Here is a 23,541-nt window from a genome sequence, read left to right on the forward strand (position 1 = left end):
GATATTCTGTAGCCTTGCGCAGCTTCACCCGTGCTTGATGAACACAATCACTTCGTCCGGCGGCGCCCGAAGGGCTCCAGAGCCGGTGGTACACTCGACTTTCGCGCAACTGCGCCTGCAGGTCTTGCGAACATGACGTACATTTCCGAACGCCTACTGGTTCAAGCCCATCTCGACGCCAAGGCGCCCAAGGCCCTCAGCGCCGACGAAGAGGCCGCCCTGCGCGTCGCTATCGCCGCCGAGCTCAACGCTCAGGACGCGGTGCTGGTTGCCCACTTTTACTGCGATCCGGTGATTCAGGCCCTGGCCGAAGAAACCGGTGGCTGCGTCTCCGACTCCCTTGAAATGGCGCGCTTCGGCGCTGCTCACCCGGCCAAAACCGTACTGGTGGCCGGCGTGCGTTTCATGGGCGAGACCGCCAAGATCCTCACCCCTGAAAAGCGCATCCTCATGCCGACCCTGGAAGCCACCTGCTCCCTGGACCTTGGCTGCCCGGTGGATGAGTTTTCGGCGTTTTGCGACCAGCATCCCGAGCGCACCGTGGTGGTGTATGCCAACACCTCGGCAGCGGTCAAAGCCCGTGCCGACTGGGTGGTGACCTCCAGCTGCGCGCTGGAAATCGTCGAGAGCCTGATGGACAACGGCGAGACCATCATCTGGGGGCCGGACAAGCACCTGGGCACCTATATTCAGCGTCAGACCGGCGCCGACATGTTGCTGTGGGACGGTGCCTGCATCGTCCACGAAGAGTTCAAGTCCAAGCAGCTCGAAGACATGAAGGCGCTGTACCCGGACGCTGCGATCCTGGTGCACCCCGAGTCGCCGACCGCCGTGATCGAACTGGCGGATGCGGTGGGTTCCACCAGCCAACTGATCGCTGCAGCGCAGCGCCTGCCGAACAAGACCTTCATCGTGGCGACGGACCGCGGCATCTTCTACAAGATGCAGCAGCTGTGCCCGGACAAGGTTTTTGTCGAAGCGCCCACAGCGGGCAACGGCGCCGCATGCCGCAGTTGCGCGCACTGCCCGTGGATGGCGATGAATACCCTGGAGCGCACGTTGCAGTGCTTGCGTGAGGGCAGTAACGAGATATTCGTCGAGCCGTCGGTGATCCCCCATGCGGTGCGCCCGCTCAAGCGCATGCTGGATTTCACCCAGGCTGCGCGGCTCAAGCTGGCCGGCAACGCCTGACGCCAGCCGGACATCGCTAAAATGTGGGAGCAAGCTTGCTCCCACATTTGGATTTTCATTATTTCGGGATTATTTTTTCTGCTTGGGGATTCGCACCAGTTGCGTGTCCGAGTAGATGTCATGCCAGCTGCGTTTGTGCTTATCGAACAATGACCAGACGAACCCAAGCCCCACGCACAGCCACGACGCAATCGATACCATAAAGCGCAACAGCGCCTGCCACAGGCTGATACGCGAGCCGTCGGCGTTCTGCACGCGCACGCCCCAGACCTGCATGCCCAGTGTCTGCCCGGAGTGAGTCCAGAACTTGGCAAAAAAGCCGAACAGCACAAACAGCAGGAGGGTCGACAGTATCGGGTCACCGTCCAGCGCGCCGGACTCGCTGAGCGTGCGCATGTTCGCTTCCCCCACGAACGCAATCCACACCAGCGTGTAGATAAAAGCGGTGACGATCAGCAGCGCAGTGCACAACAGAGCGTCATAGAGCATCGCTGCCAGGCGACGACCCAGGCCGGCGGCGGGGAACGCGCCCTGGGGGCTCAGCAGGGGCTTGGGCATGGCAGGGCTCTCGCAGGAAAACGCCCAGTTTACGGATTCGCGTCCATAAAAAAGCCCCTGATGTCATATCAGGGGCTTTTTGTTGCAGGCGCGATCAGCCTTCTGCTTGTACTTCGTCAGCCTGCATGCCTTTCTGGCCTTGCACAGCAACGAAAGTTACTTTCTGGCCTTCTTTCAGGCTCTTGAAGCCGTTGCCCTGGATGGCGCGGAAATGCACGAACAGATCCGGACCGCTTTCTGGCGTGATAAAACCAAACCCTTTTTCGTCATTGAACCACTTGACGGTACCGCTCTGACGTGTGGACATTTCTTCTTTCCTTTGACGCTAAAAATTAATGACAGCCCCTTTCACATGAAAGAGCACTGGGCTGGGTTGCAGGAAAGTAAGAGACGTCGAACGGGTTGTAGCAAACTACAGCAGCTACTGCCCAGGTCCAGGTTCCAAGCGACCCATGCAAACACAGTGGACAAACTCTACGCCAACTAACGCAGAAAAAACAAGCCCTGCCAAACCCCCAGTATTTACTAGGCCACGTGGCACTTTGATCAACAAACCAGAGAGACCTTATTCGATAGAGAAGTTCACTTGTTATAGGGGATTGCCTATAAGAAAGTCTATCGACGATGCACTGTTTTATGGCGGTTGCGTGACAGTTTAGTGCGCGTTAACGCAACCGCGTTACTTATAGGAACGGTCAATCAGCCACGGTAGTAACGTTGCGGCACAAATGGCACTTTACTTACACGTAATGGCACCTTTTTCCCACGCACCAATGCTGACACCTCGGTATCCAGCGCAGTGAAGGCGCTGTCCAGATAACCCATTGCCAATGGACCCCCCAGGCTCGGGCCAAAACCGCCGCTGCAGACGCTGCCGATAACGGTGCCCTGTTCGTCGACGATCTCTGCGCCTTCACGCACGGGTGTCCGTTCCTGGGGCAGCAGGCCTACGCGCTTGCGGTTTACGCCGGCCTGTTGCTGGTTGAAGATGTGTTCGGTGCCCGGGAAGCCGCCGGCGCGAGCGCCATCGCTACGACGTGCCTTGGAGATCGCCCACAGCAGGCTCGCTTCAATCGGCGTGGTGTCGGTGTTCATGTCATGGCCGTACAGGCACAAGCCGGCTTCCAGGCGCAGGGAGTCGCGGGCGCCGAGGCCGATGGGCTGCACTTCGGTTTCGGCCAGCAGGCTGCGCGCGAGGCTTTCGGCATTGGCGGCGGGTACGGAGATTTCAAATCCATCTTCACCGGTGTAGCCCGAACGGCTCACGTAGCAATCAACCCCCAGCAGGCGAACGCTGGCGAACTGCATGAACGTCATGCGGGTGACTTCCGGCGCCAGGCGCGCCAGTACCTTTACCGCCTCCGGGCCCTGCAGGGCCAGCAGCGCGCGCGCTTCGAACAGCGGTTCGATGCTGCATTGATCACCGATGTGTTTGCGCAAGTGCGCCAGGTCCTGATCCTTGCAGGCGGCGTTGACCACCAGGAACAGTTCGTCGTTACCGAGGTTGGCCACCATGAGGTCGTCGAGAATGCCGCCCTGCTCGTTGGTGAACATCGCGTAGCGCTGCATGCCCACCGGCAGGTCGATAATGTCGACCGGCACCAGGGTTTCCAGGGCCTTGGCGGCATTGGCGCCGCTGAGGCGGATCTGGCCCATGTGGGACACGTCGAACAACCCGGCGTGCTCACGGGTGTGCAGGTGTTCCTTCATCACGCCCAGCGGGTATTGCACCGGCATGTCGTAGCCGGCGAAGGGCACCATGCGTGCGCCGAGTTCGAGGTGCAGGGCGTGCAAGGGCGTTTTCAATAAATTGTCGGTGGACATGTTCAGCTCCTGGAAAAGTGCGAAGTGTGAGAGGGAGCAAGCTCCCTCCCAGCTCAGGCGTAGCTTTCGATGGACGGGCAGGCGCACACGAGGTTGCGATCACCGAACACGTTGTCCACGCGCCCAACCGGCGGCCAGTACTTGCCGTCGATCAGCGACGCAACCGGGTATACCGCCTGTTCACGGCTGTACGGGTGGCTCCACTCGCCAACCAGCTCCGCCGCGGTGTGCGGGGCGTTTTTCAGGGGGTTGTCATCCTTGTCCAGCGTGCCGTTTTCCACTGCGCGGATCTCTTCACGGATGGCAATCATGGCCTCGCAAAAGCGGTCCAGTTCTTCCCGTGATTCGCTTTCGGTCGGCTCGATCATCAACGTGCCCGCTACCGGGAACGACATGGTCGGCGCATGGAAGCCGAAGTCGATCAGGCGCTTGGCGACGTCATCCACGCTGATGCCACTGCTGTCCTTGAGCGGACGCAGGTCGAGGATGCATTCGTGGGCCACCAGGCCGTTGCTGCCGGTATAGAGCACCGGGTAGTGTTCTTCGAGGCGACGGGAAATGTAGTTGGCATTCAGGATCGCCAACTGCGAAGCGCGCTTGAGGCCTGCGCCGCCCATCATGCTGATGTACATCCAGGTGATCGGCAAAATGCTTGCACTGCCGAACGGCGCCGCGCACACCGCGCCTTCCTTGCGTGCCATGGCCGCGTGGCCCGGCAGAAACGGCGCCAGGTGCGACTTGACGCCAATCGGGCCAACGCCCGGGCCGCCGCCGCCGTGGGGGATGCAGAAGGTCTTGTGCAGGTTCAGGTGGGACACGTCGCCGCCGAACTTGCCCGGTGCACACAGGCCGACCATCGCGTTCATGTTGGCGCCGTCGATGTACACCTGGCCGCCGTTGTCGTGAATGATCCCGCAGATTTCGCGGATACCTTCTTCGAACACGCCGTGGGTGGACGGGTAGGTGATCATCAGCGCGGCGAGGTGGTCGCGGTGCTCGATGGCCTTGGCACGCAGGTCTTCGATATCGACGTTGCCGCGAGCGTCGCAGGCGGTAACCACCACGCGCATGCCGGCCATGTTGGCGGTAGCAGGGTTGGTGCCGTGGGCCGACGAGGGGATCAGGCAGATGTCGCGACGTTCATCGCCACGGCTCTGGTGATAGGCACGAATGGCCAGCAGGCCTGCGTATTCGCCCTGGGAACCGGCGTTCGGTTGCAGCGAAATCGCATCGTAGCCGGTGGCCGCGCAGAGCATGGCTTCCAGGTCGGCGGTCAGCTCCAGATAGCCGGCGCTTTGCTCGGCCGGGGCGAAGGGGTGCAGGGCACCGAATTCGGCCCAGGTCACCGGGATCATTTCGCTGGCGGCGTTGAGCTTCATGGTGCACGAGCCCAGCGGGATCATGGTGCGGTCCAGCGCCAGGTCCTTGTCGGCCAGCTTGCGCAGGTAGCGCATCAGCTCGGTTTCGGAATGGTAACGGTTGAACACCGGGTGGCTGAGGATCGCTGAGGTGCGCAGCAGCGCGGCAGGCAGACGGCCTGTAATCTCGCTGTCGAAGGCCGGCACAGGTTTGCCATCGGCGAAGATCGACCACAGGGTTTCGATATCGGCCTGGGTGGTGGTTTCGTCGACCGACAGGCCCACGCGCTCGGCATCCACCACGCGCAGGTTGATGCGCTGGGCGCGCGCCTTGTCGTGCAGGGCGGTGGTGTTGGCGCCGGTGTGGAGGCTGAGGGTATCGAAGAAGTGTTGCTGCTCCACCTTCAGGCCCAGAGCAGTGAGGCCTTTGGCGAGGATCGCAGTGAGGTGATGAATGCGCTGGGCGATTTGGGTCAGGCCCTTGGGCCCGTGGTACACGGCGTACATGCTGGCGATGTTGGCCAGCAGCACCTGGGCAGTGCAGATGTTGCTGGTGGCTTTCTCGCGACGAATATGTTGCTCGCGGGTCTGCATGGCCAGGCGCAGGGCCGGCTTGCCGAAACGGTCGACGGAAACGCCGACCAGACGGCCCGGCATGTCGCGCTTGAACGCATCCTTGGTGGAGAAGTAAGCCGCGTGCGGGCCACCGAAGCCCAGCGGTACGCCAAAGCGTTGCGCGCTGCCGATGGCCACGTCGGCGCCGAACTCGCCCGGCGGGGTCAGCAGGGTCAGTGCCAGCAAATCGGCGGCTACGGCCACCAGCGCATTGGCGGCGTGGAAGCGCTGGGTCAGCTCACGGTAGTCGAACACATCGCCGTTGCTGGCCGGGTATTGCAGCAGCGCGCCGAAAAAGGCACTCACGTCGTTCAGCTCGCGCTCATCGCCCACCACCACGTCGATGCCCAGTGGCTCGGCTCGGGTGCGCAGTACGTCAAGGGTTTGCGGGTGGCTGTGGATCGACGCGAAGAAGGCATTGCTGCCCTTGTTCTTGCTCAGGCGTTTGCAGAACGTCATGGCCTCGGCGGCAGCGGTGGCTTCGTCGAGCAGGGAGGCGTTGGCGATCGGCAGGCCGGTGAGGTCGCTGATCAGGGTCTGGAAGTTCAGCAGCGCTTCCAGACGGCCTTGGGAAATTTCCGGCTGGTAAGGGGTGTAGGCGGTGTACCAGGCCGGGTTTTCCAGCAGGTTGCGCAGGATTGGCGACGGCGTATGGCAGTTGTAGTAGCCCTGGCCGATGTAAGTCTTGAACAGTTGGTTCTTGCCGGCGATGGCCTTGATCCTGGCCAGGGCCTCGGCTTCGCTCAGGCCGTCTTCCAGGCCGAGCACGCTGGTGCCCTTGATGCTTTCCGGGATCACGCTGGCGCTGAGGGCTTCGAGGGAGTCAAAACCCAGGCTGGCGAGCATGTGCTGCTCGTCCTGCGGGCGCGGGCCGATATGGCGGGCGATGAATTCGTTGGCAGTGCCGAGAGTGATGGTCATGGTGGGCTCCTCAAGCTTCAGCGTTGGCTTTGATCAGGCGATCGTACGCGTCCTGATCGAGCAATTTGGCGACCGCTTCAGCATCGACCGGTTTGAAGCGGAAGAACCAACCTTCGCCCATCGGGTCTTCGTTGACCAGCTCCGGGCTGCCATCGAGCTTGTCGTTCACTTCCAGCACTTCGCCGTCCAGCGGCATGTACACGCCGCTGGCCGCTTTCACCGACTCTACGGTGGAGGCTTCAGCGCCTTTGGTGTAGGCCTGCAACTCCGGCAGTTGCACGAAAACCACATCACCCAGCGCGTTCTGCGCGAAAGCGGTGATACCCACGGTGACGCTGCCGTCGGCTTCGGCGCGCAGCCATTCGTGATCTTCAGTGAAACGCAACTCGCTCATGGAAACTCCTGGGGCCAGAATCGGAATGATGGGAGTTGGTTAGCAATATTGCGGCCAATATGAATAATTCCATATAAATCAATGAGTTGATAAATATGAATATAACGTTGGAGGCGTTGTGTGTAGCGATATCGTTACGGGTGGGGCTGTGAAAAAAAGCCTATGTGGATCAAAGCCTTGCAGGGCGCGTCAAAACAGCGGGTGTATCGATATCGTTCCGCTGTAGCGCTTTCAGTACACTGGATGTCGTTCCTGGACCAAAACTCAAGGCCGAAGTGCACTCCCACATTTTGATCGGTGCACAGCTTCAGGGTTTGTTGGGAATGCCGTACTTGCGCAGGCGATGGGCGATAGCCGTGTGGGAGGTCTGCAACCGGCTCGCCAGTTGGCGGGTCGAGGGGTAGCGGCTGTAGAGTTTGTCCAGCAGGTCGCGCTCGAAGTCTTCCACTGCCTGTTCCAGGCTCTCGACCTCGCCGTCGCTCTGGCGCGCCACGGACGTGCCGGCGATATCCAGGTCGCCAATGTCCACCAGGCTGCTTTCGCAAATGGCGGCGGCGCGAAAGATCACGTTCTGCAACTGGCGCACATTACCCGGCCAGCGGTTGTCCAGCAGGGCCGGGTAGGTGCCGGGTGCCAGGCGGCATACCGGGCGCTGGATCTGCGCGCAGGCCTGCTGCATGAAATAGCGCGCCAGCAGCAGAATGTCCTGGCCGCGCTCACGCAGCGGCGGCACTTCGACATTGAGCACATTGAGGCGGTAGAACAGGTCTTCGCGAAAGGTGCCCTCGCTGACCATTTTTTCCAGATCGCGGTGGGTGGCGCTGAGGATGCGCACATTGACCTTCACCTCGCGATCTCCGCCCACTCGACGAAAGCTGCCGTCGTTGAGAAAGCGCAGCAACTTGGCCTGCAGGTATGGCGACATTTCGCCGATCTCATCGAGAAACACCGTGCCCTGGTTCGCCAGCTCCATAAGCCCCGGCTTGCCACCGCGCTGGGCGCCGGTGAACGCGCCGGGGGCGTAGCCGAACAGCTCGCTTTCGGCGAGGTTCTCCGGCAGCGCCGCGCAGTTGAGCGCCAGGAACGGCGCACTGTGCCGCGCGCTGATCGCATGGCAGGCACGGGCCACCAGCTCCTTGCCGGTGCCGGTTTCACCCTGGATCAGCAGCGGTGCATCCAGCGCCGCCACCCGCTGCGCACGCGCTTTCAAGGTGCGGATCACCGCGGATTCCCCCAGCAGCGCATCAAACCCTTCGGCATGGTCATGGTGCAGCGCCGACAATTGCTCGCCGATGCGGTTGGGCTGGTAAAGGGTCAGCAGTGCGCCGGCATCGGTGATCGGCGTGGCGTCCAGCAACAGGGTCTGGCCGTTGACGCTGATCTCGCGCAAGGGCAGGCGAAAGCCGTGTTCGAGCAAGGCGTCGAGCAGCGCCGGGTCACTGAACAGCTCACTGATGCTTTCGCCGGCAGGTTCGCGTCCGTACAGCGCGATCAACGCTGGGTTGGCCAGCAGGATCTTGCCCGCGCTGTCCAGGGCCAGCACCGGGTCGGTCATGGCGGCCAGCAGCGCATCGAGTTGCAGGTGCCGGCGCTGGCCGGGGAGGATGTCGACCACCGTCACCGACTGCACGCCCTGCACGCTGAACAGCGCGTCGCGCAGCTCTTCCAGCACCGCAGCGCTGAGGGTCGGCGCGTCGATATACACGTTGGGCGGCACCATCTCCACCGCATCCAGGTTGAGATTGCGCCCACCGAGCAGGGCCAGGACTTCCTGGGTGATGCCGACGCGGTCGATAAAGCTGACGTGGATACGCATGGGGCGCTAGTCATTCTGGGGAGCGGGAGGCGGCAAGTATGCCTTGCAGATGACGGGGATCAAAATGTGGGAGCGAGCAAGCCCGCTCCCACAGGGGAGTGGCGGTGTTCCTACTCCAGGTGCTCGGGTTTGACCGGGTCACCGGACTTCACGTCCAGTTGATGGCGCACATCCTCGAACATCTGGTCGTATTGCTTGTGCATCGTGCCATTCAAGACCGCGGTTTTCGGCATGCCGTACCTGTAGGCGATGTGCATGGCGTGCCGGGCAAAATCGAAGGCCTGGTCCTTGGGCAGGAAGAACGCCTCGTTGAGGTCCTTGCCCTGTACCGAGCCGTGCAGCTTGAACAGCATGCCCGCGCCTTCCTTGGGGTCCTGGCTGACTTCGTAATCGATGTGCAGGTTGTAGCTGTAGTCGTCCTGGTTGAGCGCATGGCGCTCGACATGCAGGTGTCCAGGTTCAAAGGTGGCCATCGGCATCTCTCCTCTATGTCACAGATAGGTGAACCGCTCCCACAGCTCTGACCGCGTACAGCCGTTGAAATGCGATCCGACGGTGGGAGTCTCCGCTAAATTTGGACTCAACGCTGTCGCGCGGCAAACGGGAGACTCTGTGGCGAGCGGGCTTGCCCTAATGCTGTTCAGTTAAGCGCAGATTCCCTGTGGCGAGCAGGCTTGTCCTGCGTTGGGCTGCGCAGCAGCCCCAAAACCAGACGCTGAGCCGTATCAGGTACACCGCGTTTTGCTTGATTGGGGGCTGCTGCGCAGCCCAACGCGGGGCAAGCCCGTTCGCCACAAAGAGGGGGGTTGCCTGAAATAACGCATGCGCAATCGGTATTTGATAGGCGCAGATACAGGTTTACCACTGCGCCCGGTGCGAGCCCAATGCCTGCGCCGGCAAATCCCATTGCAACGGCGTGCCGCTGATGTTGAGCGGTGCCAGCAGCCGATGCGCCGGGCCCCAGGCGGTCTGCTCCACCACCAGGCCTTGATCGCCGGGCTCTTCGGCGCGCAATGCCGGTTGCTCCGGTACGTGTCCCGCCTCCAGCAAACACTTCGCCGTTCGCGCCAGGGACACGCGCGCCGAACCGCCACGCCCTGATCGCAGGCGCTCGCTCAAGGCCTGAAGGGCGCTGGCCGCCATCAGATAACCGGTCGCGTGATCCAATGCCTGCACCGGCAGCGGCACCGGTGTGTCGGCCTGTTTCCAGGCCATGCCCGCCTGGGCAATTCCGCAGCTCATCTGCACCAGGCTGTCGAACCCGCGACGATTGCGCCACGGGCCGCTCCAGCCGTAGGCATTGAGGCCGACGTCGATCAGTCCGGGGGCCAGCGCCTGCCACTCAGCCGCCGTGTAGCCCAGGTGTTCCAGGGCATCGGCGCGGTAGCCGTGGATCAGCATGTCGGCGTCCTTGAGCAAGCCCTCGAACACCTGGCGATCGTCGCTGCGCTTGAGGTCCAGACGGGCGCAGCGTTTGCCCAGGGTCATGTCCGGCACCACTCCCGGCTCGTTCCACGTCGGTGAGTCGATGCGCAACACGTCCGCGCCCAATCCTGCGAGAAAGCGGCTGGCCACGGGACCGGCCAATACGCGGGTCAGGTCCAGCACCTTGACACCGGCCAGCGGCCGCGCAATGGATCCGAGCCAGGGCGTTTCGCGGGCAGCGGCAAAGGTCTCGCGCTGCACCAGTGGTTCGCTGTTCACCGCCAGCCCCTGGGGGTGACGTTGCCAGTCCTGCGCGGAACGCATCTGCGCGGCGCAACCGTTGGCCTGCACAATCGCCTCTTCCAGTTCGGCGGCATTCCAGCGGGCGACTTTCCCGGCCATGTCGGCACGGTCGGCCACCTTGCCGAGTACCCGTTCGGCCGCGGCGCGATGATGGGGCGCATTGGTGTGCAGGCGAATCCAGCCATCGGCGCTGGCGTAGTCGCCGGCGACGGCGTCCCACAGCGGTGGCACCTGCCAGCCCTGCGGGCGGACCGAGGAGGCGAACCAGAAAGACGCCAGACGTCGATCGACACTCACTTCGGGCAGGCGCCCGGTCTGTTGTTCGATCAAACGGGCCACGGCCTGGCCGGCGGCGGCGATGCTGGCGCTGGCGAGGTCAGTGACGGCGAAGGCCGAGGGCAGGGCGCCAGCCCCGTTGAAGGTCGGCGCGGTGGCGGGCAGTGCGAGTGCGGCTTGGATGGTGTTGAGCAGGTCAGTCATCTAGGGCCCTCCGTAAGAGAAGGGCCACTATAGAAGATCATCACACCGCTGTGACAACCCCGGGCACCAACGGCAGGTCGATGCTCGCTATAAACCCGCCGTCGGTATGGTTGGCCAGGATCAGGCTGCCGCCATGGCGCTCGGCGGCACGGCGCGCAATCGCCAGGCCCAGGCCGTGGCCCTGGGCGGTCTGGCCGGGCGCGCGGTAGAACGGCTCACCGAGCTGGCTCAGGTGCGCGGCCTCGACGCCCTGGCCGTGGTCGCGCACGCTGATCAGGATGCGCTCGCCCTGAAGCTGCGCCTGCAACTCGATGGGTTGCCCGGGCGGGTTGAAGCGCTGGGCGTTGCGCAGCAGGTTATCCACCGCGCGCTCGATCATGGTCGGCCAGCCCTTGAGGTGCAGGTCGGCGGCGGCGGTGAGCTGCACCGTCTGTTCCGGCGCGCTGAGCTGGGCGTCTTTTTGCAGGGTCTTGAGCAGCAGGTTGAGGTCGATGTCCTCGACGCTGGCGTTGTCGGCATCCACCCGCGCCAGCACCAGGATCTCGCTGATCAGTGCTTCCAGGCGGTCGCATTCGCGGGTCAGGCGCGGCCAGAGTTTTTCCCGTTCTTCGCTGCCGGCGCGTTCTGCCAGGGCCAGGGCGATACGCAGGCGCGCCAGCGGCGAGCGCAGTTCATGGGACACATCGCGCAGCAGTTGGCGCTGACTGCCGATCAGGCTTTGCAGGCGGGCGCCCATGCGGTTGAAGTCGGTGGCGAGTACGCCGAATTCATCGCGCCGGTTGGCCAGGCGTGCCAGGCTGTTTTGCTGATAGGTGGCCTGGCCCAGGTCATGCACCGCGCCGCGCAGGCGGCTTAGTGGGCGCGTGATGGACAGCGTCACGAACAGGCTGAACAGGGTCAGCACCACCAGGGCAATCGCCAGGGCGCTCAATGGCCACGCCAGGCTGCTGCGGTGCCATTGGTCGAGTTCCGGGTGCGGAATACGGTAGATGAACAGGTAGGTGTCGCCGGTTTTTTCGCTGGTGTACTCGGCAGTCAGGCGCCGCCAGGGCAGAGGACCGTCCTGCCCGTCGGTCTGGCGTGCTTCAAACGCAGCGGCCCGTTTTGGGAAGGTGCCACGCACCACCGCTTCGCCGCTTTCGTTGAGCACCTGCACGTCGATGTGGTATTGGCGCTTGCGCTGTTGCAGCAGTTCCTGCGCCGCATCCTCGCCCTGGGCCTCGTACAGCTGGGTCCACTCTTCGGCCAGGTTGCTGACGCCGGGATGACGGCTGAGAATCCAGGCGTCCTGATTGAGCATATGCCCAAGCAGTAGCGACAACCCGGCAACCAACGCGATGGCCAGCCAGAAACTGGCCAGGATGCGCCAGAACAATGAACGCACAGGAAACCCTCAAACAGGAAAAGCCCAGCGACTCAGGGCCGCTGGGCTGGGGGAGTAACACTAGGGCATTATTGCGCTTTTTGCGGCTGTTGCGCTTTCCAGGCTTTGAATTCTCGCCATTCGGCACGACGCTGGTCCTGCTTCTTGACGATCTCGTCGAACTGCTTCTGCTGCTCGGGCGTCAGCACAGCGCGAATGCTGCTTTGGGTTTTCTTGCGGCTGGCGTCCTTCTCATCCTGCATGGCTTTCTGGTCGGCAGCCGGCATTTTGTCGAGGTACTTTTTGACCAGCTCGCGACGGCCTTCCATCTGTTCGCGCATCAGGCGGCCGATTTGTTGATGCTGTTCAGGGGTCAGGTCCAGCTCGCGCAAAGGACCACCCCGGCCACGTGGGCCATGATCAGCGCCAGGGCCTGGGCCACCCATCATGTGACCTTCAGGGCCGCCCATCGGGCCAGCGCCTGGGCCTGGACCTTCCGGCATGGCGGCCATGGCAACAGCGGGCAGGGCAGTGGCGAACATCAGAGCGATAAGGGTCTTGCGCATGGTGATTCTCCTGTCTCTATTCCGGTGAGTCCGGATGTGAGTAGAGTACGGCGATCAAGGTCAACCGCTGTCAGCACAGGGTAAAGCTTCGGTAAAGACGATTTGGCGGGCGCCTGACAAAGTTGCCACGGCGAATGGCGCTACAGATAGTTCTGTGGCGAGCAGGCTTGTCTGTGGCGAGCAGGCTTGTCCTGCGTCGGGCTGCGCAGCAGCCCCAAAACGCGAGGCAAACTCGCTCGCCACAGAGGTATTCGCTGACTCACAGAGACCGGCGCGGCATTTAGAGGCTGTAGTAGTAGCCACGGCTGCGCAGCGCCACGATCCGTGGCCGACCATCCGGGTGCGGGCCGATTTTTTTGCGCAGGTTGCTGACGTGCATGTCCAGGCTGCGATCGTACAGCGTCAGCTTGCGGCCCAGGGCGATCTGCGCCAGTTCCTGTTTGTCCAGCGGCTCGCCTGGCTGGCGCAGCAAGGCTTCGAGCAAGCGGCTTTCGGAGACGGTGAGGGCAAATTCCTGCTCGTCGATGCTGACCACGCCACGCACCGGGCTGAAGCACAGGTCGCCGAGTTCGAGCTGGGTGGACACGGCGGCCGGGTGACTGCGGCGCAGCACCGCGCGCAGGCGGGCGGTAAGTTCGCGGGGGTCGCAGGGCTTGGCCAGGTAATCGTCGGCGCCCAGTTCCAGGCCGAGAATGCGGTCCAGCGGTTCGCCGCGGGCCGAGAGCATCAGCACCGGCAGATCCGGGTGGTCGTTACGCAGTTGCTTGAGCAGTTCCAGGCCACTGCCGTCGGGCAGCATCACGTCAAGCACCACGGCGGCGGGCGCGCTGTCGGCCAGGGCTTTACGGGCGCTCAAGCCATCGTGGCAGGCGCGCACCTGGAAACCTTCCTGGCTCAACCAACTGGTCAGCAGCTCGCAGAGCTCCTGGTCATCGTCTATCAGTAACAGCTCGCTCATGACTCACTCAATTTAGCCATTGTCGACGGCGACGGTGCCCACCGCTGGCGAAGATCCCGCACAGCAGGGCGATCAGGGCGACGGCGGCGCCAGTGACAAACCACTGCTGCTGCTCGGTCAGCCAGCGGCTCAAGGCCCTGCCCTGGGTTTCTTTAAGCTGCTGGGCCAGGCGTTGGTTCTCCTGGCGCAAACGGCTCAGTTGAGCGCTTTCACGGCTGGTGTCCGCGGTTTGCAGTTGCCTGCTCAGTTCTTCACGCAGCCGTTCACTTTCTTTCAAGCGTTGCTGCAACTCGTTCATCTGGCTGCCCGCACTCAGGGACAACGATGTGGAGCTGCCGTTGTTCGAGGTTTCTTCAGCGTGGGCCGTGGCCCCGGCCATGATGACTGCCAACAGACACAACTGAGGTAAGCGCATCGGAACTCCTGATTCCACACGAATATTCAGAATGTTGTCGGCAGGTTACCGGGAATAATGAACAATTAGGAGCGCGCCGAACCGATAAGGTTCGGCGCCGCCTGAATCAAGGCAGGACTTGCTTGAACGGTTTGACGGTGACGTTCGCATACACGCCCGCCGTGACATACGGATCGGCGTCGGCCCAGGCCCTGGCATCGGCCAGGGACGCGAATTCGGCGACGATCAGGCTGCCGGTGAAACCGGCGTCGCCCGGGTCATTGCTGTCCACCGCCGGGTGTGGGCCGGCCAGTACGATCCGGCCTTCGGCTTGCAGCACTTTCAGGCGCTCGACATGGGCCGGGCGCACGGACAGGCGTTTTTCCAGCGAGTGGGCAACGTCGGTGGCAATGATGGCGTAGAGCATGTCAGTCCTCGGTTTTCGGCGTGGTGGGGTCGGTGTCATGCAGGTGGCGCGACAGGTAGATACCCTGGGCGACCAGGAATAGCACGGTCATGCCCAGGCTGCCGAAGACTTTGAAGTCGACCCAGTAGTCCTGGAACGTGAAGGCGACGAACAGGTTGGCGGCGCCGCAGAACAGGAAAAACACGATCCAGGCTATGTTCAAGCGGGTCCACACGGGCTCCGGCAGCGTCAGCGCGTGACCCATGATCCGCTTGATCAGCAGGCGGTCACCGATGAAGTGGCTGCCGATAAACGCCAGCGCGAACAGCCAGTTCACCACCGGGGCTTTCCATTTAAGGAAGGTTTCGCTGTGGAAGGCCAGGGTCAGGCTGCCGAAGACGAGGCAGGCGATCAGGGTCAGCCATTGGCTTTTTTCGAGTTTGCGCTGGGAGATAAAGATGGCGCCGTAGACCACGACAGAGCTGATGATCAGCACGGCGGTGGCGCTGTAGATGCCGCCGAAGGTGAGTTCGTGGCCGGCCAGATCGATGACCCGAGGGTCGAGTTTGTAAACGATGAAAAACAGCAACAGCGGGATGAAGTCGATGAATTGTTTCACAGTAAGAGCCAGAAGCTGGATGTGGCGGCATAATAACAAACATCCTTGGTTGCGATAGCGCCAGCTGACTTGAGGTTACAGACCCCCGTGAATGTTGATTTGCACTGCCACAGCACGGCCTCCGACGGCGCCCTGGCGCCTGCGGTACTGGTTGCGCGTGCGTTTGAAAAAGGCGTGCGAGTCCTGGCGTTGACCGACCACGATACCGTCGAAGGCCTCGACGAGGCCCGCGCGACAGCCCAGAGCCTGGGCATGCAACTGGTCAATGGCGTGGAGTTGTCGTGTACCTGGGGCGGCGCCACCATTCATGTGCTGGGCTATGGTTTTGACCAGAACGCGCCGGCGCTGGTCGCCGCCATCGCCCAGTTGCACGATGGTCGCTGGCTGCGGTCCGAAGAAATAAGCCGCAAGTTAAGCCTCAAAGGCATGCCCGGTGCGCTCGATGGCGCGCGCGCCATCCAGCAGGAGCTGGGCGACAGCGGCAATGCGCCGGCCCGGCCGCACTTCGCCGACTGGATGGTGCGCGAGGGTTTCGTGAAGGACCGCGCCGAAGCGTTCCGCAAATGGCTGGGCGCCGGCAAACTGGGCGATGTGAAGCAACATTGGCCGACCCTGGAAGACACCGTGCAGACCCTGCGTGCCGCCGGGGCTTGGGTCAGCCTGGCGCATCCCTGGCATTACGATTTCACCCGCAGCAAGCGTCGCAAGCTGATTGGCGACTATATGGGGGCCGGCGGCCACGCGATTGAAGTGGTCAACGGGCATCAACCCGCCGATCAGGTGGGCAGCCTGGCGATCCTTGCCCGCGAATTTGGTCTGCTGGTCAGTGCCGGCAGTGATTTCCATGGCCCAGGCGGCTGGTCCGAGATCGGCGAGTACCGCGCCATCCCGGAAGATTTGCCGCTGTTGTGGGGGCGATTCAAGCATGACCCCATTATTGCCACCGTCTGAACAGGTAGAGCACGTGAGTCAATTCTTCCAGATTCATCCGGAAAACCCCCAGGCGCGCCTGATCAAACAGGCGGTCGAGATCATCCGCGCCGGCGGTGTGGTGATCTACCCCACGGATTCGTCCTACGCTATCGGTTGTCAGATCGGCGACAAGAGTGCGGTCGAGCGTGTAAGACGCCTGCGTGACCTGGACAAGAACCACAACTTTGCGCTGATCTGCAGCGACCTGTCCCAACTGGGCCTGTTCGCCAAGGTCGACACCGGCACCTTCCGCCTGCTCAAGGCCCATCTACCCGGGCCCTACACCTTTATTCTCAACGCCACCCGCGAAGTACCGCGCCTGTTGCTGCACCCGAAGAAACGCACCATCGGCCTGCGCGTGCCCGAGCACCCGATTGCCCTGGCGCTGCTGGCCGAGTTGGGCGAGCCGCTGATGAGCGTGTCGTTGATCATGCCCGGCGACACCGAACCGCTGGAAGACCCCTACGAAATGCGTCAGCTCCTGGAAAAACAGGTGGACCTGATCATCGACGGCGGTTTCGGCGGCGGCAAGGCGTCCACCGTGATCAACCTGGCTGACGGCGAGCCGCAAGTGGTGCGGGTCGGTTGCGGCGACCCGACGCCCTTCATGGTCGAGGCCTGAATGTCGGCCGTGGAAACCGCCGATCCCCAGGCGGGCGCCCAGCAGGAACTGCCATTTGCCATGGTCTACGGCCAGGCCGTGATGGAAATGCCGCTGGACCTGTACATCCCGCCGGACGCCCTGGAAGTGTTCCTTGACGCTTTCGAAGGCCCGCTGGACTTGCTGCTGTACCTGATCCGCAAGCAGAACATCAACATCCTCGACATCCCGGTGGCGGAAATTACCCGCCAGTACATGGGCTATGTCGAGTTGATGCAGTCGGTGCGCCTGGAGCTGGCCGCCGAGTACCTGGTGATGGCCGCCATGCTTGCCGAGATCAAGTCGCGCATGCTGCTGCCACGTTCCGAAACCGTCGAGGCCGAGGAAGACGATCCGCGCGCCGAGCTGATCCGCCGCCTGCAGGAATACGAACGCTTCAAGGCCGCCGCCGAAGGCATCGATGGCCTCAGCCGCGTGGGCCGTGACGTGGTGGTACCCAAGCTGGACGCGCCCGAGGCCCGCGCGCGCAAGCTGCTGCCGGACGTGAGCCTGGAGGAATTGCTGATGTCCATGGCCGAAGTGCTGCGCCGTGGCGACATGTTTGAAAGCCACCAGGTCAGCCGCGAGGCACTGTCGACCCGCGAGCGCATGAGCGACGTGCTCGAGCGCCTCAAGGGCGGCGGGTTTGTGCCGTTTGTCGAGCTGTTCACCGCCGAGGAGGGGCGCTTGGGTGTAGTGGTTACGTTCATGGCGATCCTCGAGCTGGTCAAGGAATCCCTGGTCGAGCTGGTGCAGAATGAGCCTTTTGCGGCTATCCACGTGCGGGCGCGAGCCGAATAAAGAGCTGAATCGATGAATCTGACTGAACCCCGTGAACTGGCGCCGCTGCTGGAGGCCTTCCTCCTGGCCTCGGGCAAGCCGCAATCTCTTGAGCGCCTGTTCGAACTCTTTGAAGAGGCCGAACGTCCCGAGCCGCCAGTGTTCAAGAAGGCATTGGAAATCCTGCGCAAGTCCTGCGAAGGCCGCGCCTTTGAACTGCGCGAAGTGGCGTCGGGTTATCGACTACAGATCCGTGAGAAATTTTCCCCGTGGGTCGGCCGCCTGTGGGAAGAGCGCCCGCAACGCTACTCACGGGCGATGCTGGAAACCATGGCGCTGATCGCCTATCGCCAGCCGATCACCCGAGGCGAGATCGAGGATGTGCGTGGTGTGGCGGTGAACAGCCATATCGTCAAGACATTGCTGGAGCGCGAATGGATCCGCATCGTCGGCTACCGCGACGTGCCCGGCAAACCGGCGATGTTCGCCACCACCAAGGTGTTCCTCGACCATTTCAACCTGAAGAACCTCGACGACTTGCCGCCCCTCGCCGAGTTGCGCGAAATGGAAGCCGAGCCGGTGCTCGATTTCGACGACGCGCCGGTCCCGGCGAGCCTGCAGGAACTGGCCGATGCCACGGCGGAGCCCGAAGAGGCCAAAGACGAAACCAGTTTCCATACCTTGCTGCTGGAGCTGGATGATATGGAGCAGGGCATCAAGACCGACTTCGATGACTTGTTGCGTGAAGCTGCTCCTGAGCCGGACACTCAACTGAACGTTGAAGCCGAGGCTGAAGTCGTAGAAGAGGACATCCTGGGTATTGCCCAGGCGCGTGAAAAACTGTTGGCCGCCGTAGCTGCCCTCGAACAGCCCCCGCTGAGCGACGAAGAAGACGAAGCGCGCGCCCTGGCCGAAGCTATCGAAAACGAACGCCGCCAACTCGAAGACTGACGCAATCAAATGTGGGAGGGGGCTTGCTCCCGATTGCAGTGGGTCAGGCAAATCATCTGTAGCTGATCTACCGCTATCGGGAGCAAGCCCCCTCCCACATTTTGAGCCTTATTATTGTCAGGGAAAAATGCATGAGTTCCACCAAAGACCCCTGCATCAGCGTCTGCAAATTCAGCGACGACATCTGCGTCGGCTGTGGTCGCAGCAAGCGCGAAATCCGTGCCTGGAAGAAACTCGACAAGGTCGACAAGCGCACCGTGCTGGCCGAAGCCGAGCTGCGTCTGCTTGCGCTGGGCGCCACCGGTCGGCGGAAAAGCAAATGACCGTGCTCTTATCGACTACTCTGTGATGCGCAACGCGCGCCATACGCGTATGATTCGCGACCCTTTGCCGACGCAGTCGCGCAAAGCCCCGCTTTCAACACTCTTCAGGCCAGGCCTGAATCGACCCACCGGGAGGTGCTTAAGATGAACGACAAAGACCAGAACGACAGCCAGGAAATCGGCCCAGCAGGCGAAAAACTGCAAAAGGTGCTGGCGCGTATCGGCGTGGGCTCGCGCCGCGACGTCGAAGCCTGGATCACCCAGAAGCGCATCAAGGTCAACGGCGTCGAGGCCACCCTCGGCCAGCGCGTCGACTTGCACGATGCAATCACCATTGATGGCAAGGTCATCAAGCGTGAAGAGGCCGCCGAATCGGTGCGCCGTGTGATCATGTACAACAAGCCAGACGGCGAGATCTGCACCCGTGACGATCCGGAAGGCCGTCCGACCGTGTTCGACAAGATGCCCAAGCCCAAGGAAGGCCGCTGGATCAACATCGGTCGCCTGGACATCAACACCACCGGCTTGCTGATGTTCACCACCGACGGCGAACTGGCCAACCGCCTGATGCACCCGTCCTACGAGATGGACCGCGAATACGCGGTGCGTGTACGCGGCGAAGTCGACGACGAGATGATCGAACGCCTCAAGGCGGGCGTGGTGCTCGAAGACGGCCCGGCCAAATTCACCGACATCAAGCAGGCCCCCGGTGGTGAAGGTTTCAACCACTGGTACCACTGCGTGGTGATGGAAGGCCGCAACCGTGAAGTGCGTCGCCTGTGGGAATCCCAGGGCCTGGTGGTCAGCCGCCTGAAGCGTGTGCGTTTTGGCCCGGTGTTCCTCAACTCCGACCTGCCGATGGGCCGCTGGCGCGAAATGAGCCAGTATGAGGTCGACATTCTCAGCGCCGAAGTCGGCCTGACACCGGTCGCCATGCCGCAGATGAACGCCAAGAGCAAAGACAAGCTTGAGCGTATGCAGCGCAAATCGTCGCGCCCAGTGCCCCGCACCGAGCGTGTGGCCCGCACCCTGCGCCCGGCGCTGGATGCACCGGCCGCCGGCGGGCGTATCTCCCGTCAGCCGCACATCGAAGGTGAGCGTCGTCCTGTCGCGCCGTCGCGCCAGGAAGGCGAGCGTGCACCGCGCGCCCCGCGTCCTGCGCGTGGCGAAGCGCCGAGTGGCGGTCGCAGCAACCGTGGTGAAGCGGACCGTCCGGCCGACAACGCCAGCACCAAGCGCCCGGCCAAGCCGGCGGCGAACAAGCGGCCCGGCCCGAAACTGGTCGCCGACGAGCCATCGGGCAAGCGCCGTGGCGCCCCTGCGGGTTCGGGACAGCGTCCCGGGTTCGGTCGCAAGAAGCCGCAGTGATGTAAGTGCTGCATAAAAAAACGCCAACCTTCGGGTTGGCGTTTTTTTTCGATCTGAATTTGCGATGTTCTGCTAAAACGCAAACGTGCCATCAAACACCGGCTTGTCATCCAGCGCCAACACGCCGCTGGCAAAGATCAGGTCCAGGTGGTGGCTGCCTTTCTGTCCGCCGCCCAATCCCAGGTGCAACCCGCAGTGGCGCTCCTCGAAGCCTGCATTGCGTGCATACAAATCCTTGACCCCTTCGTTGGTGCCGATCCCCAGTTCCTCGACGCGACGATTGGACGGGTTGGCATTCAGGTATTTGTTGAAGTCATCGGCCAGTCCCGGCACCTCGCTGGCCACGCTGCAGATGGTCGAGTTCTCGATCCACAGCTCCAACGGGGACTCCAGCACGCCGTACTTGCGCGCAAACGGGATGGTGCTCAGAAAGGTGCCGACAAAGCGCACCTGGCCATTGATGGCTTCGCTGTGGGTGGCGATCTCGCCGGGGGCGAGGTCGTGGTTGCCGACCCCGTTGATATTGGTCCACTTCTTGATGCTGCTCATCGGCGCCTCAATGCGTGAACCGTGCTTGTCGGTGAAGCTCAGCACGTTGGCCTGGCTCATCCGCCGGATCAGCGTGGCGTTGAGGTCGGCAATGCGCTGTGGCGCGACGCTGAAGGTGTCGTAGAAATAGTCGCCATAGTCCTTGAACAGCAGGGATTTCTTCCAGTGCTCCGCCATCACGCTCTGCAAGGCGCGGATGAAATCCGGGCCTTCGGCACGTGGGTTGGGCAGGGTCGAGGAATCATAGAGAAACAGATACAGGTCGCAGGCTTCGATGGACTGGGCCAGGGCGTCACTGGCGGCCAGGTCCAGGCGCTGCACCTGGAAGTTGAAACGAGCGTTGCTGCCGTGGGTGATGGCCTGGGCGATGGCGTCATAGCGCTCGGTATGGCCCAGCAGCACGGTAGGGCGGCTCAGGCCTTCAAGGGCCGGGTGATGAGCGAGGTAGTAGAGAAAGTGTTCGACGGCGCGGGCCTTGTCCATGACGTGTGTCCTTCTGTGCCTTGGGTAAGGGGGCAGGTGCCGTGCACAGCACCTGCCGATTGCCTGCCGGGTGTTAGAACGGCCACATCGCGGTGCCGAACGGCACAACGGCGTCGGCTTGCATCATTTCCACGGCGGCCTCATGGGTCGGCGCTTCAAACCAATCGTCAAGTTGCAGTTCGGTTTCCAGGTCTTTTTCCAGTGCTTGCATGGTGTATCTCCTAGAGGACGTTGTTTGAGAACGCTTGCCAACGGGCTTCGCTGGCAAGTGGGATGAACCTAGGAGAGAGTGTTTCAAAATGCAAAATATTTATTGACACGGTTTCATTTGGATTTTTTCTTCGGTTTTTTTCGAAAAAAGGTTTATGCAGAAAAAACAGGCAATTGGCTGAACCGATTCTTCAGGAATTTCCAACCGACAATTTTTCGTAATCCGCCAAAAAACCTCGCTGTAACGCAGGCTTTCCGGGTTGTAACGATAGATTTACGGTTATGGCCGGTCGTGCAGCCGTGTGCCTGGGCTGTAAGGATTGGCTGACAGAGTGTCGCGCGCACCGTCCTGGGGCGTGCCGAAGCGGGCGAGCGGTGTACAATGCCCCGCGTTTTACTGTGACCGCCTCGCGTATACCACGCACAAGGCCAAGAACCGGGGGTTTACCCACCCCGATCACTCCGTCCGGCCACGAGCCTGGCGGGTTCGATTTCGTCACAGATAAAAACAAACAGGTGACGCATGACCGTTAGAACGACGCTGTACTCCTGGTGCCTGCGCTGGGGTTTGAGCGGCGCTGCTTGAGTCGGTAATTCAAGGCAGCAACCTGCATTCAACATCATCAAACCTTGCGTGAGAGCCTATTCATGAGTGAACCCCATTCCCCGTCAGGCGAGCTGAAACGCGGCCTGAAAAATCGCCATATCCAGTTGATCGCCCTCGGTGGCGCCATCGGCACCGGGCTGTTCCTGGGCTCGGCCGGCGTGCTCAAGTCCGCCGGCCCGTCGATGATCCTGGGCTATGCCATCTGCGGCTTCATCGCCTTCATGATCATGCGCCAGCTCGGCGAGATGATCGTCGAAGAGCCGGTCGCCGGCTCCTTCAGCCACTTTGCCCACACCTATTGGGGCGGTTTCGCCGGGTTCCTGTCGGGCTGGAACTGCTGGATCCTCTACATTCTGGTGGGCATGTCGGAACTGACGGCCGTTGGCAAATACGTGCACTACTGGTGGCCGGAGATTCCGACCTGGGTCTCGGCGGCGGCGTTCTTCGTGCTGATCAACCTGATCAACCTGGCCAACGTCAAAGTCTTCGGAGAGGCCGAGTTCTGGTTCGCGATCATCAAGGTGGTGGCGATTGTCGGCATGATCGCCCTGGGCAGCTACCTGCTGGTCAGCGGCAGCGGCGGCCCGCAAGCCTCGGTGAGCAACCTGTGGGAGCACGGCGGTTTCTTCCCCCATGGCGTGGGCGGGTTGGTAATGGCCATGGCGATCATCATGTTCTCCTTCGGTGGCCTGGAAATGCTCGGCTTTACCGCCGCCGAAGCCGACCAGCCACGCACCGTGATCCCCAAGGCGATCAATCAGGTGATTTACCGCATTCTGATTTTCTACATCGGTGCGCTGGTGGTGCTGTTGTCGCTGACACCCTGGGACAGCCTGCTGGCAACCCTCAACGCGTCCGGCGATCCCTACAGCGGCAGCCCGTTCGTGCAGGTGTTCTCGATGCTCGGCAGCAACACGGCGGCGCATATCCTCAACTTCGTGGTGCTGACCGCCGCATTGTCGGTGTACAACAGCGGCACTTACTGCAACAGCCGCATGCTGCTGGGCATGGCCGAACAGGGCGACGCCCCCGAAGCCCTGGCGAAGATCGACACGCGCGGCGTGCCGGTGCGCGCGATTCTCGCCTCGGCGGCGGTTACCCTGGTGGCGGTGCTGATGAATTACTTCATCCCGCAACACGCCCTGGAGTTATTGATGTCGCTGGTGGTGGCCACGTTGGTGATCAACTGGGCGATGATCAGCTATTCCCACTTGAAATTCCGCCAGCATATGAACCGCACCGGCCAGGTGCCGCTGTTCAAGGCGCTGTGGTATCCGTATGGCAATTACATCTGCCTGGCGTTTGTGGTGTTTATCCTGGTGATCATGCTGATGATTCCGGGGATTCAGGTGTCGGTGTATGCGATTCCGGTGTGGGTGGCCTTCATGGGCCTGTGCTATGGCATCAAGAACAAGCGGGCGGCGGCGACCGCAGCGCTGAAGTCGTGATCGTATAAACCCTTGAATC

General features: G+C 62.1%; 24 protein-coding genes. 8 read left to right on the forward strand and 16 right to left on the reverse strand.

The annotated features are described in order from the left end of the window. The first annotated feature begins 132 nt into the window (after positions 1 to 132). Positions 133 to 1,191, forward strand: coding sequence for a quinolinate synthase NadA (gene nadA / locus ACXX81_RS03600; RefSeq protein WP_458571219.1), 1,059 nt, complete (start codon positions 133 to 135; stop codon positions 1,189 to 1,191). A gap of 69 nt (positions 1,192 to 1,260) precedes the next feature. Here nadA and ACXX81_RS03605 read toward each other — a convergent pair whose 3' ends face one another. From ACXX81_RS03605 to ACXX81_RS03670, 14 genes are all read right to left on the reverse strand, one after another. Continuing rightward, complete coding sequence (locus ACXX81_RS03605) at positions 1,261 to 1,749, reverse strand: RDD family protein (protein WP_231423802.1); 489 nt, start codon at positions 1,747 to 1,749, stop codon at positions 1,261 to 1,263. Positions 1,750 to 1,843: 94 nt separating this feature from the next. Continuing rightward, on the reverse strand, positions 1,844 to 2,056 hold the full coding sequence (locus tag ACXX81_RS03610; protein WP_003237709.1) for a cold-shock protein: 213 nt from the start codon (positions 2,054 to 2,056) through the stop codon (positions 1,844 to 1,846). A 392-nt stretch (positions 2,057 to 2,448) separates the two neighbouring features. Beyond that, entirely contained in the window at positions 2,449 to 3,573 is a 1,125-nt protein-coding gene (gcvT, locus tag ACXX81_RS03615) for a glycine cleavage system aminomethyltransferase GcvT (protein ID WP_458571220.1), read from the reverse strand. 53 nt (positions 3,574 to 3,626) lie between these two features. Continuing rightward, the gene (gcvP, locus tag ACXX81_RS03620) at positions 3,627 to 6,467 is read right to left on the reverse strand and encodes an aminomethyl-transferring glycine dehydrogenase (RefSeq protein WP_458571221.1); all 2,841 of its coding nucleotides are present in this window, start codon (positions 6,465 to 6,467) and stop codon (positions 3,627 to 3,629) included. Positions 6,468 to 6,477: 10 nt separating this feature from the next. Continuing rightward, on the reverse strand, positions 6,478 to 6,861 hold the full coding sequence (gcvH, locus tag ACXX81_RS03625) for a glycine cleavage system protein GcvH (RefSeq protein WP_322214377.1): 384 nt from the start codon (positions 6,859 to 6,861) through the stop codon (positions 6,478 to 6,480). A 307-nt stretch (positions 6,862 to 7,168) separates the two neighbouring features. Continuing rightward, entirely contained in the window at positions 7,169 to 8,677 is a 1,509-nt protein-coding gene (gene gcsR, locus ACXX81_RS03630) for a transcriptional regulator GcsR (RefSeq protein ID WP_209984218.1), read from the reverse strand. Between the two features lie 110 nt (positions 8,678 to 8,787). Continuing rightward, on the reverse strand, positions 8,788 to 9,150 hold the full coding sequence (locus tag ACXX81_RS03635; protein ID WP_209984215.1) for a DUF5064 family protein: 363 nt from the start codon (positions 9,148 to 9,150) through the stop codon (positions 8,788 to 8,790). 385 nt (positions 9,151 to 9,535) lie between these two features. Next, complete coding sequence (locus ACXX81_RS03640) at positions 9,536 to 10,885, reverse strand: CoA transferase (RefSeq protein WP_458571222.1); 1,350 nt, start codon at positions 10,883 to 10,885, stop codon at positions 9,536 to 9,538. A 40-nt stretch (positions 10,886 to 10,925) separates the two neighbouring features. Then, the gene (locus ACXX81_RS03645; RefSeq protein ID WP_209984209.1) at positions 10,926 to 12,269 is read right to left on the reverse strand and encodes a sensor histidine kinase; all 1,344 of its coding nucleotides are present in this window, start codon (positions 12,267 to 12,269) and stop codon (positions 10,926 to 10,928) included. A gap of 68 nt (positions 12,270 to 12,337) precedes the next feature. Continuing rightward, positions 12,338 to 12,814, reverse strand: a complete 477-nt coding sequence (locus ACXX81_RS03650; protein WP_209984207.1) for a Spy/CpxP family protein refolding chaperone — start codon at positions 12,812 to 12,814, stop codon at positions 12,338 to 12,340. A 280-nt stretch (positions 12,815 to 13,094) separates the two neighbouring features. Next, positions 13,095 to 13,772, reverse strand: coding sequence for a response regulator transcription factor (locus tag ACXX81_RS03655; protein WP_322214369.1), 678 nt, complete (start codon positions 13,770 to 13,772; stop codon positions 13,095 to 13,097). Between the two features lie 7 nt (positions 13,773 to 13,779). Further along, on the reverse strand, positions 13,780 to 14,187 hold the full coding sequence (locus tag ACXX81_RS03660; RefSeq protein ID WP_209984201.1) for an SH3 domain-containing protein: 408 nt from the start codon (positions 14,185 to 14,187) through the stop codon (positions 13,780 to 13,782). A gap of 106 nt (positions 14,188 to 14,293) precedes the next feature. After that, positions 14,294 to 14,593 (reverse strand): YciI family protein, encoded by a 300-nt coding sequence (locus tag ACXX81_RS03665; RefSeq protein ID WP_209984198.1) that lies wholly within the window; start codon positions 14,591 to 14,593, stop codon positions 14,294 to 14,296. Between the two features lies 1 nt (position 14,594). After that, positions 14,595 to 15,191, reverse strand: a complete 597-nt coding sequence (locus tag ACXX81_RS03670) for a septation protein A (protein ID WP_057007151.1) — start codon at positions 15,189 to 15,191, stop codon at positions 14,595 to 14,597. 87 nt (positions 15,192 to 15,278) lie between these two features. Here ACXX81_RS03670 and ACXX81_RS03675 point away from each other — a divergent pair, with 87 nt between their 5' ends. The 6 genes from ACXX81_RS03675 (at position 15,279) to rluB (ending at position 20,225) form a co-directional block, all read left to right on the forward strand. After that, the gene (locus ACXX81_RS03675) at positions 15,279 to 16,142 is read left to right on the forward strand and encodes a PHP domain-containing protein (protein WP_209984196.1); all 864 of its coding nucleotides are present in this window, start codon (positions 15,279 to 15,281) and stop codon (positions 16,140 to 16,142) included. Between the two features lie 13 nt (positions 16,143 to 16,155). After that, positions 16,156 to 16,785, forward strand: a complete 630-nt coding sequence (locus ACXX81_RS03680) for an L-threonylcarbamoyladenylate synthase (protein WP_003237737.1) — start codon at positions 16,156 to 16,158, stop codon at positions 16,783 to 16,785. Next, positions 16,786 to 17,604 carry a segregation and condensation protein A gene (locus ACXX81_RS03685; protein ID WP_502316621.1) on the forward strand — a complete coding sequence of 273 codons (819 nt, stop codon included), beginning with the start codon at positions 16,786 to 16,788 and terminating at the stop codon, positions 17,602 to 17,604. Between the two features lie 12 nt (positions 17,605 to 17,616). Beyond that, positions 17,617 to 18,534 carry an SMC-Scp complex subunit ScpB gene (scpB, locus tag ACXX81_RS03690; RefSeq protein ID WP_458571223.1) on the forward strand — a complete coding sequence of 306 codons (918 nt, stop codon included), beginning with the start codon at positions 17,617 to 17,619 and terminating at the stop codon, positions 18,532 to 18,534. 131 nt (positions 18,535 to 18,665) lie between these two features. Further along, positions 18,666 to 18,857 carry a DUF1289 domain-containing protein gene (locus ACXX81_RS03695; protein ID WP_003237744.1) on the forward strand — a complete coding sequence of 64 codons (192 nt, stop codon included), beginning with the start codon at positions 18,666 to 18,668 and terminating at the stop codon, positions 18,855 to 18,857. Between the two features lie 144 nt (positions 18,858 to 19,001). Then, the gene (gene rluB, locus ACXX81_RS03700; protein ID WP_209984190.1) at positions 19,002 to 20,225 is read left to right on the forward strand and encodes a 23S rRNA pseudouridine(2605) synthase RluB; all 1,224 of its coding nucleotides are present in this window, start codon (positions 19,002 to 19,004) and stop codon (positions 20,223 to 20,225) included. Between the two features lie 72 nt (positions 20,226 to 20,297). Here rluB and ACXX81_RS03705 read toward each other — a convergent pair whose 3' ends face one another. Together ACXX81_RS03705 and ACXX81_RS03710 are read right to left on the reverse strand one after the other, a co-directional pair. Then, positions 20,298 to 21,257 carry a CgnE/CgnB domain-containing protein gene (locus tag ACXX81_RS03705; RefSeq protein WP_458571224.1) on the reverse strand — a complete coding sequence of 320 codons (960 nt, stop codon included), beginning with the start codon at positions 21,255 to 21,257 and terminating at the stop codon, positions 20,298 to 20,300. Between the two features lie 73 nt (positions 21,258 to 21,330). After that, on the reverse strand, positions 21,331 to 21,468 hold the full coding sequence (locus ACXX81_RS03710; RefSeq protein WP_003237751.1) for a hypothetical protein: 138 nt from the start codon (positions 21,466 to 21,468) through the stop codon (positions 21,331 to 21,333). 647 nt (positions 21,469 to 22,115) lie between these two features. On the opposite strand from ACXX81_RS03710, the gene ACXX81_RS03715 reads away from it, so the two are divergent. Beyond that, on the forward strand, positions 22,116 to 23,522 hold the full coding sequence (locus ACXX81_RS03715; protein WP_231422881.1) for an amino acid permease: 1,407 nt from the start codon (positions 22,116 to 22,118) through the stop codon (positions 23,520 to 23,522). The last annotated feature ends 19 nt before the right edge of the window (positions 23,523 to 23,541 follow it).

Source organism: Pseudomonas sp. GNP013, assembly GCF_054343995.1.

Coding starts and splice junctions, on each gene's coding strand:
- rluB (WP_209984190.1), top strand. CDS start 19,002: ATGAACGACAAAGACCAGAACGACAGCCAGGAAATCGGCCCAGCAGGC.
- ACXX81_RS03605 (WP_231423802.1), bottom strand. CDS start 1,749: ATGCCCAAGCCCCTGCTGAGCCCCCAGGGCGCGTTCCCCGCCGCCGGC.
- ACXX81_RS03665 (WP_209984198.1), bottom strand. CDS start 14,593: ATGCTCTACGCCATCATTGCCACCGACGTTGCCCACTCGCTGGAAAAA.
- ACXX81_RS03660 (WP_209984201.1), bottom strand. CDS start 14,187: ATGCGCTTACCTCAGTTGTGTCTGTTGGCAGTCATCATGGCCGGGGCC.
- ACXX81_RS03695 (WP_003237744.1), top strand. CDS start 18,666: ATGAGTTCCACCAAAGACCCCTGCATCAGCGTCTGCAAATTCAGCGAC.
- gcvP (WP_458571221.1), bottom strand. CDS start 6,467: ATGACCATCACTCTCGGCACTGCCAACGAATTCATCGCCCGCCATATC.
- ACXX81_RS03610 (WP_003237709.1), bottom strand. CDS start 2,056: ATGTCCACACGTCAGAGCGGTACCGTCAAGTGGTTCAATGACGAAAAA.
- gcvH (WP_322214377.1), bottom strand. CDS start 6,861: ATGAGCGAGTTGCGTTTCACTGAAGATCACGAATGGCTGCGCGCCGAA.
- gcsR (WP_209984218.1), bottom strand. CDS start 8,677: ATGCGTATCCACGTCAGCTTTATCGACCGCGTCGGCATCACCCAGGAA.
- nadA (WP_458571219.1), top strand. CDS start 133: ATGACGTACATTTCCGAACGCCTACTGGTTCAAGCCCATCTCGACGCC.
- ACXX81_RS03655 (WP_322214369.1), bottom strand. CDS start 13,772: ATGAGCGAGCTGTTACTGATAGACGATGACCAGGAGCTCTGCGAGCTG.
- scpB (WP_458571223.1), top strand. CDS start 17,617: ATGAATCTGACTGAACCCCGTGAACTGGCGCCGCTGCTGGAGGCCTTC.
- ACXX81_RS03640 (WP_458571222.1), bottom strand. CDS start 10,885: ATGACTGACCTGCTCAACACCATCCAAGCCGCACTCGCACTGCCCGCC.
- ACXX81_RS03705 (WP_458571224.1), bottom strand. CDS start 21,257: ATGGACAAGGCCCGCGCCGTCGAACACTTTCTCTACTACCTCGCTCAT.
- ACXX81_RS03685 (WP_502316621.1), top strand. CDS start 16,786: ATGTCGGCCGTGGAAACCGCCGATCCCCAGGCGGGCGCCCAGCAGGAA.
- ACXX81_RS03715 (WP_231422881.1), top strand. CDS start 22,116: ATGAGTGAACCCCATTCCCCGTCAGGCGAGCTGAAACGCGGCCTGAAA.
- ACXX81_RS03650 (WP_209984207.1), bottom strand. CDS start 12,814: ATGCGCAAGACCCTTATCGCTCTGATGTTCGCCACTGCCCTGCCCGCT.
- gcvT (WP_458571220.1), bottom strand. CDS start 3,573: ATGTCCACCGACAATTTATTGAAAACGCCCTTGCACGCCCTGCACCTC.
- ACXX81_RS03710 (WP_003237751.1), bottom strand. CDS start 21,468: ATGCAAGCACTGGAAAAAGACCTGGAAACCGAACTGCAACTTGACGAT.
- ACXX81_RS03635 (WP_209984215.1), bottom strand. CDS start 9,150: ATGGCCACCTTTGAACCTGGACACCTGCATGTCGAGCGCCATGCGCTC.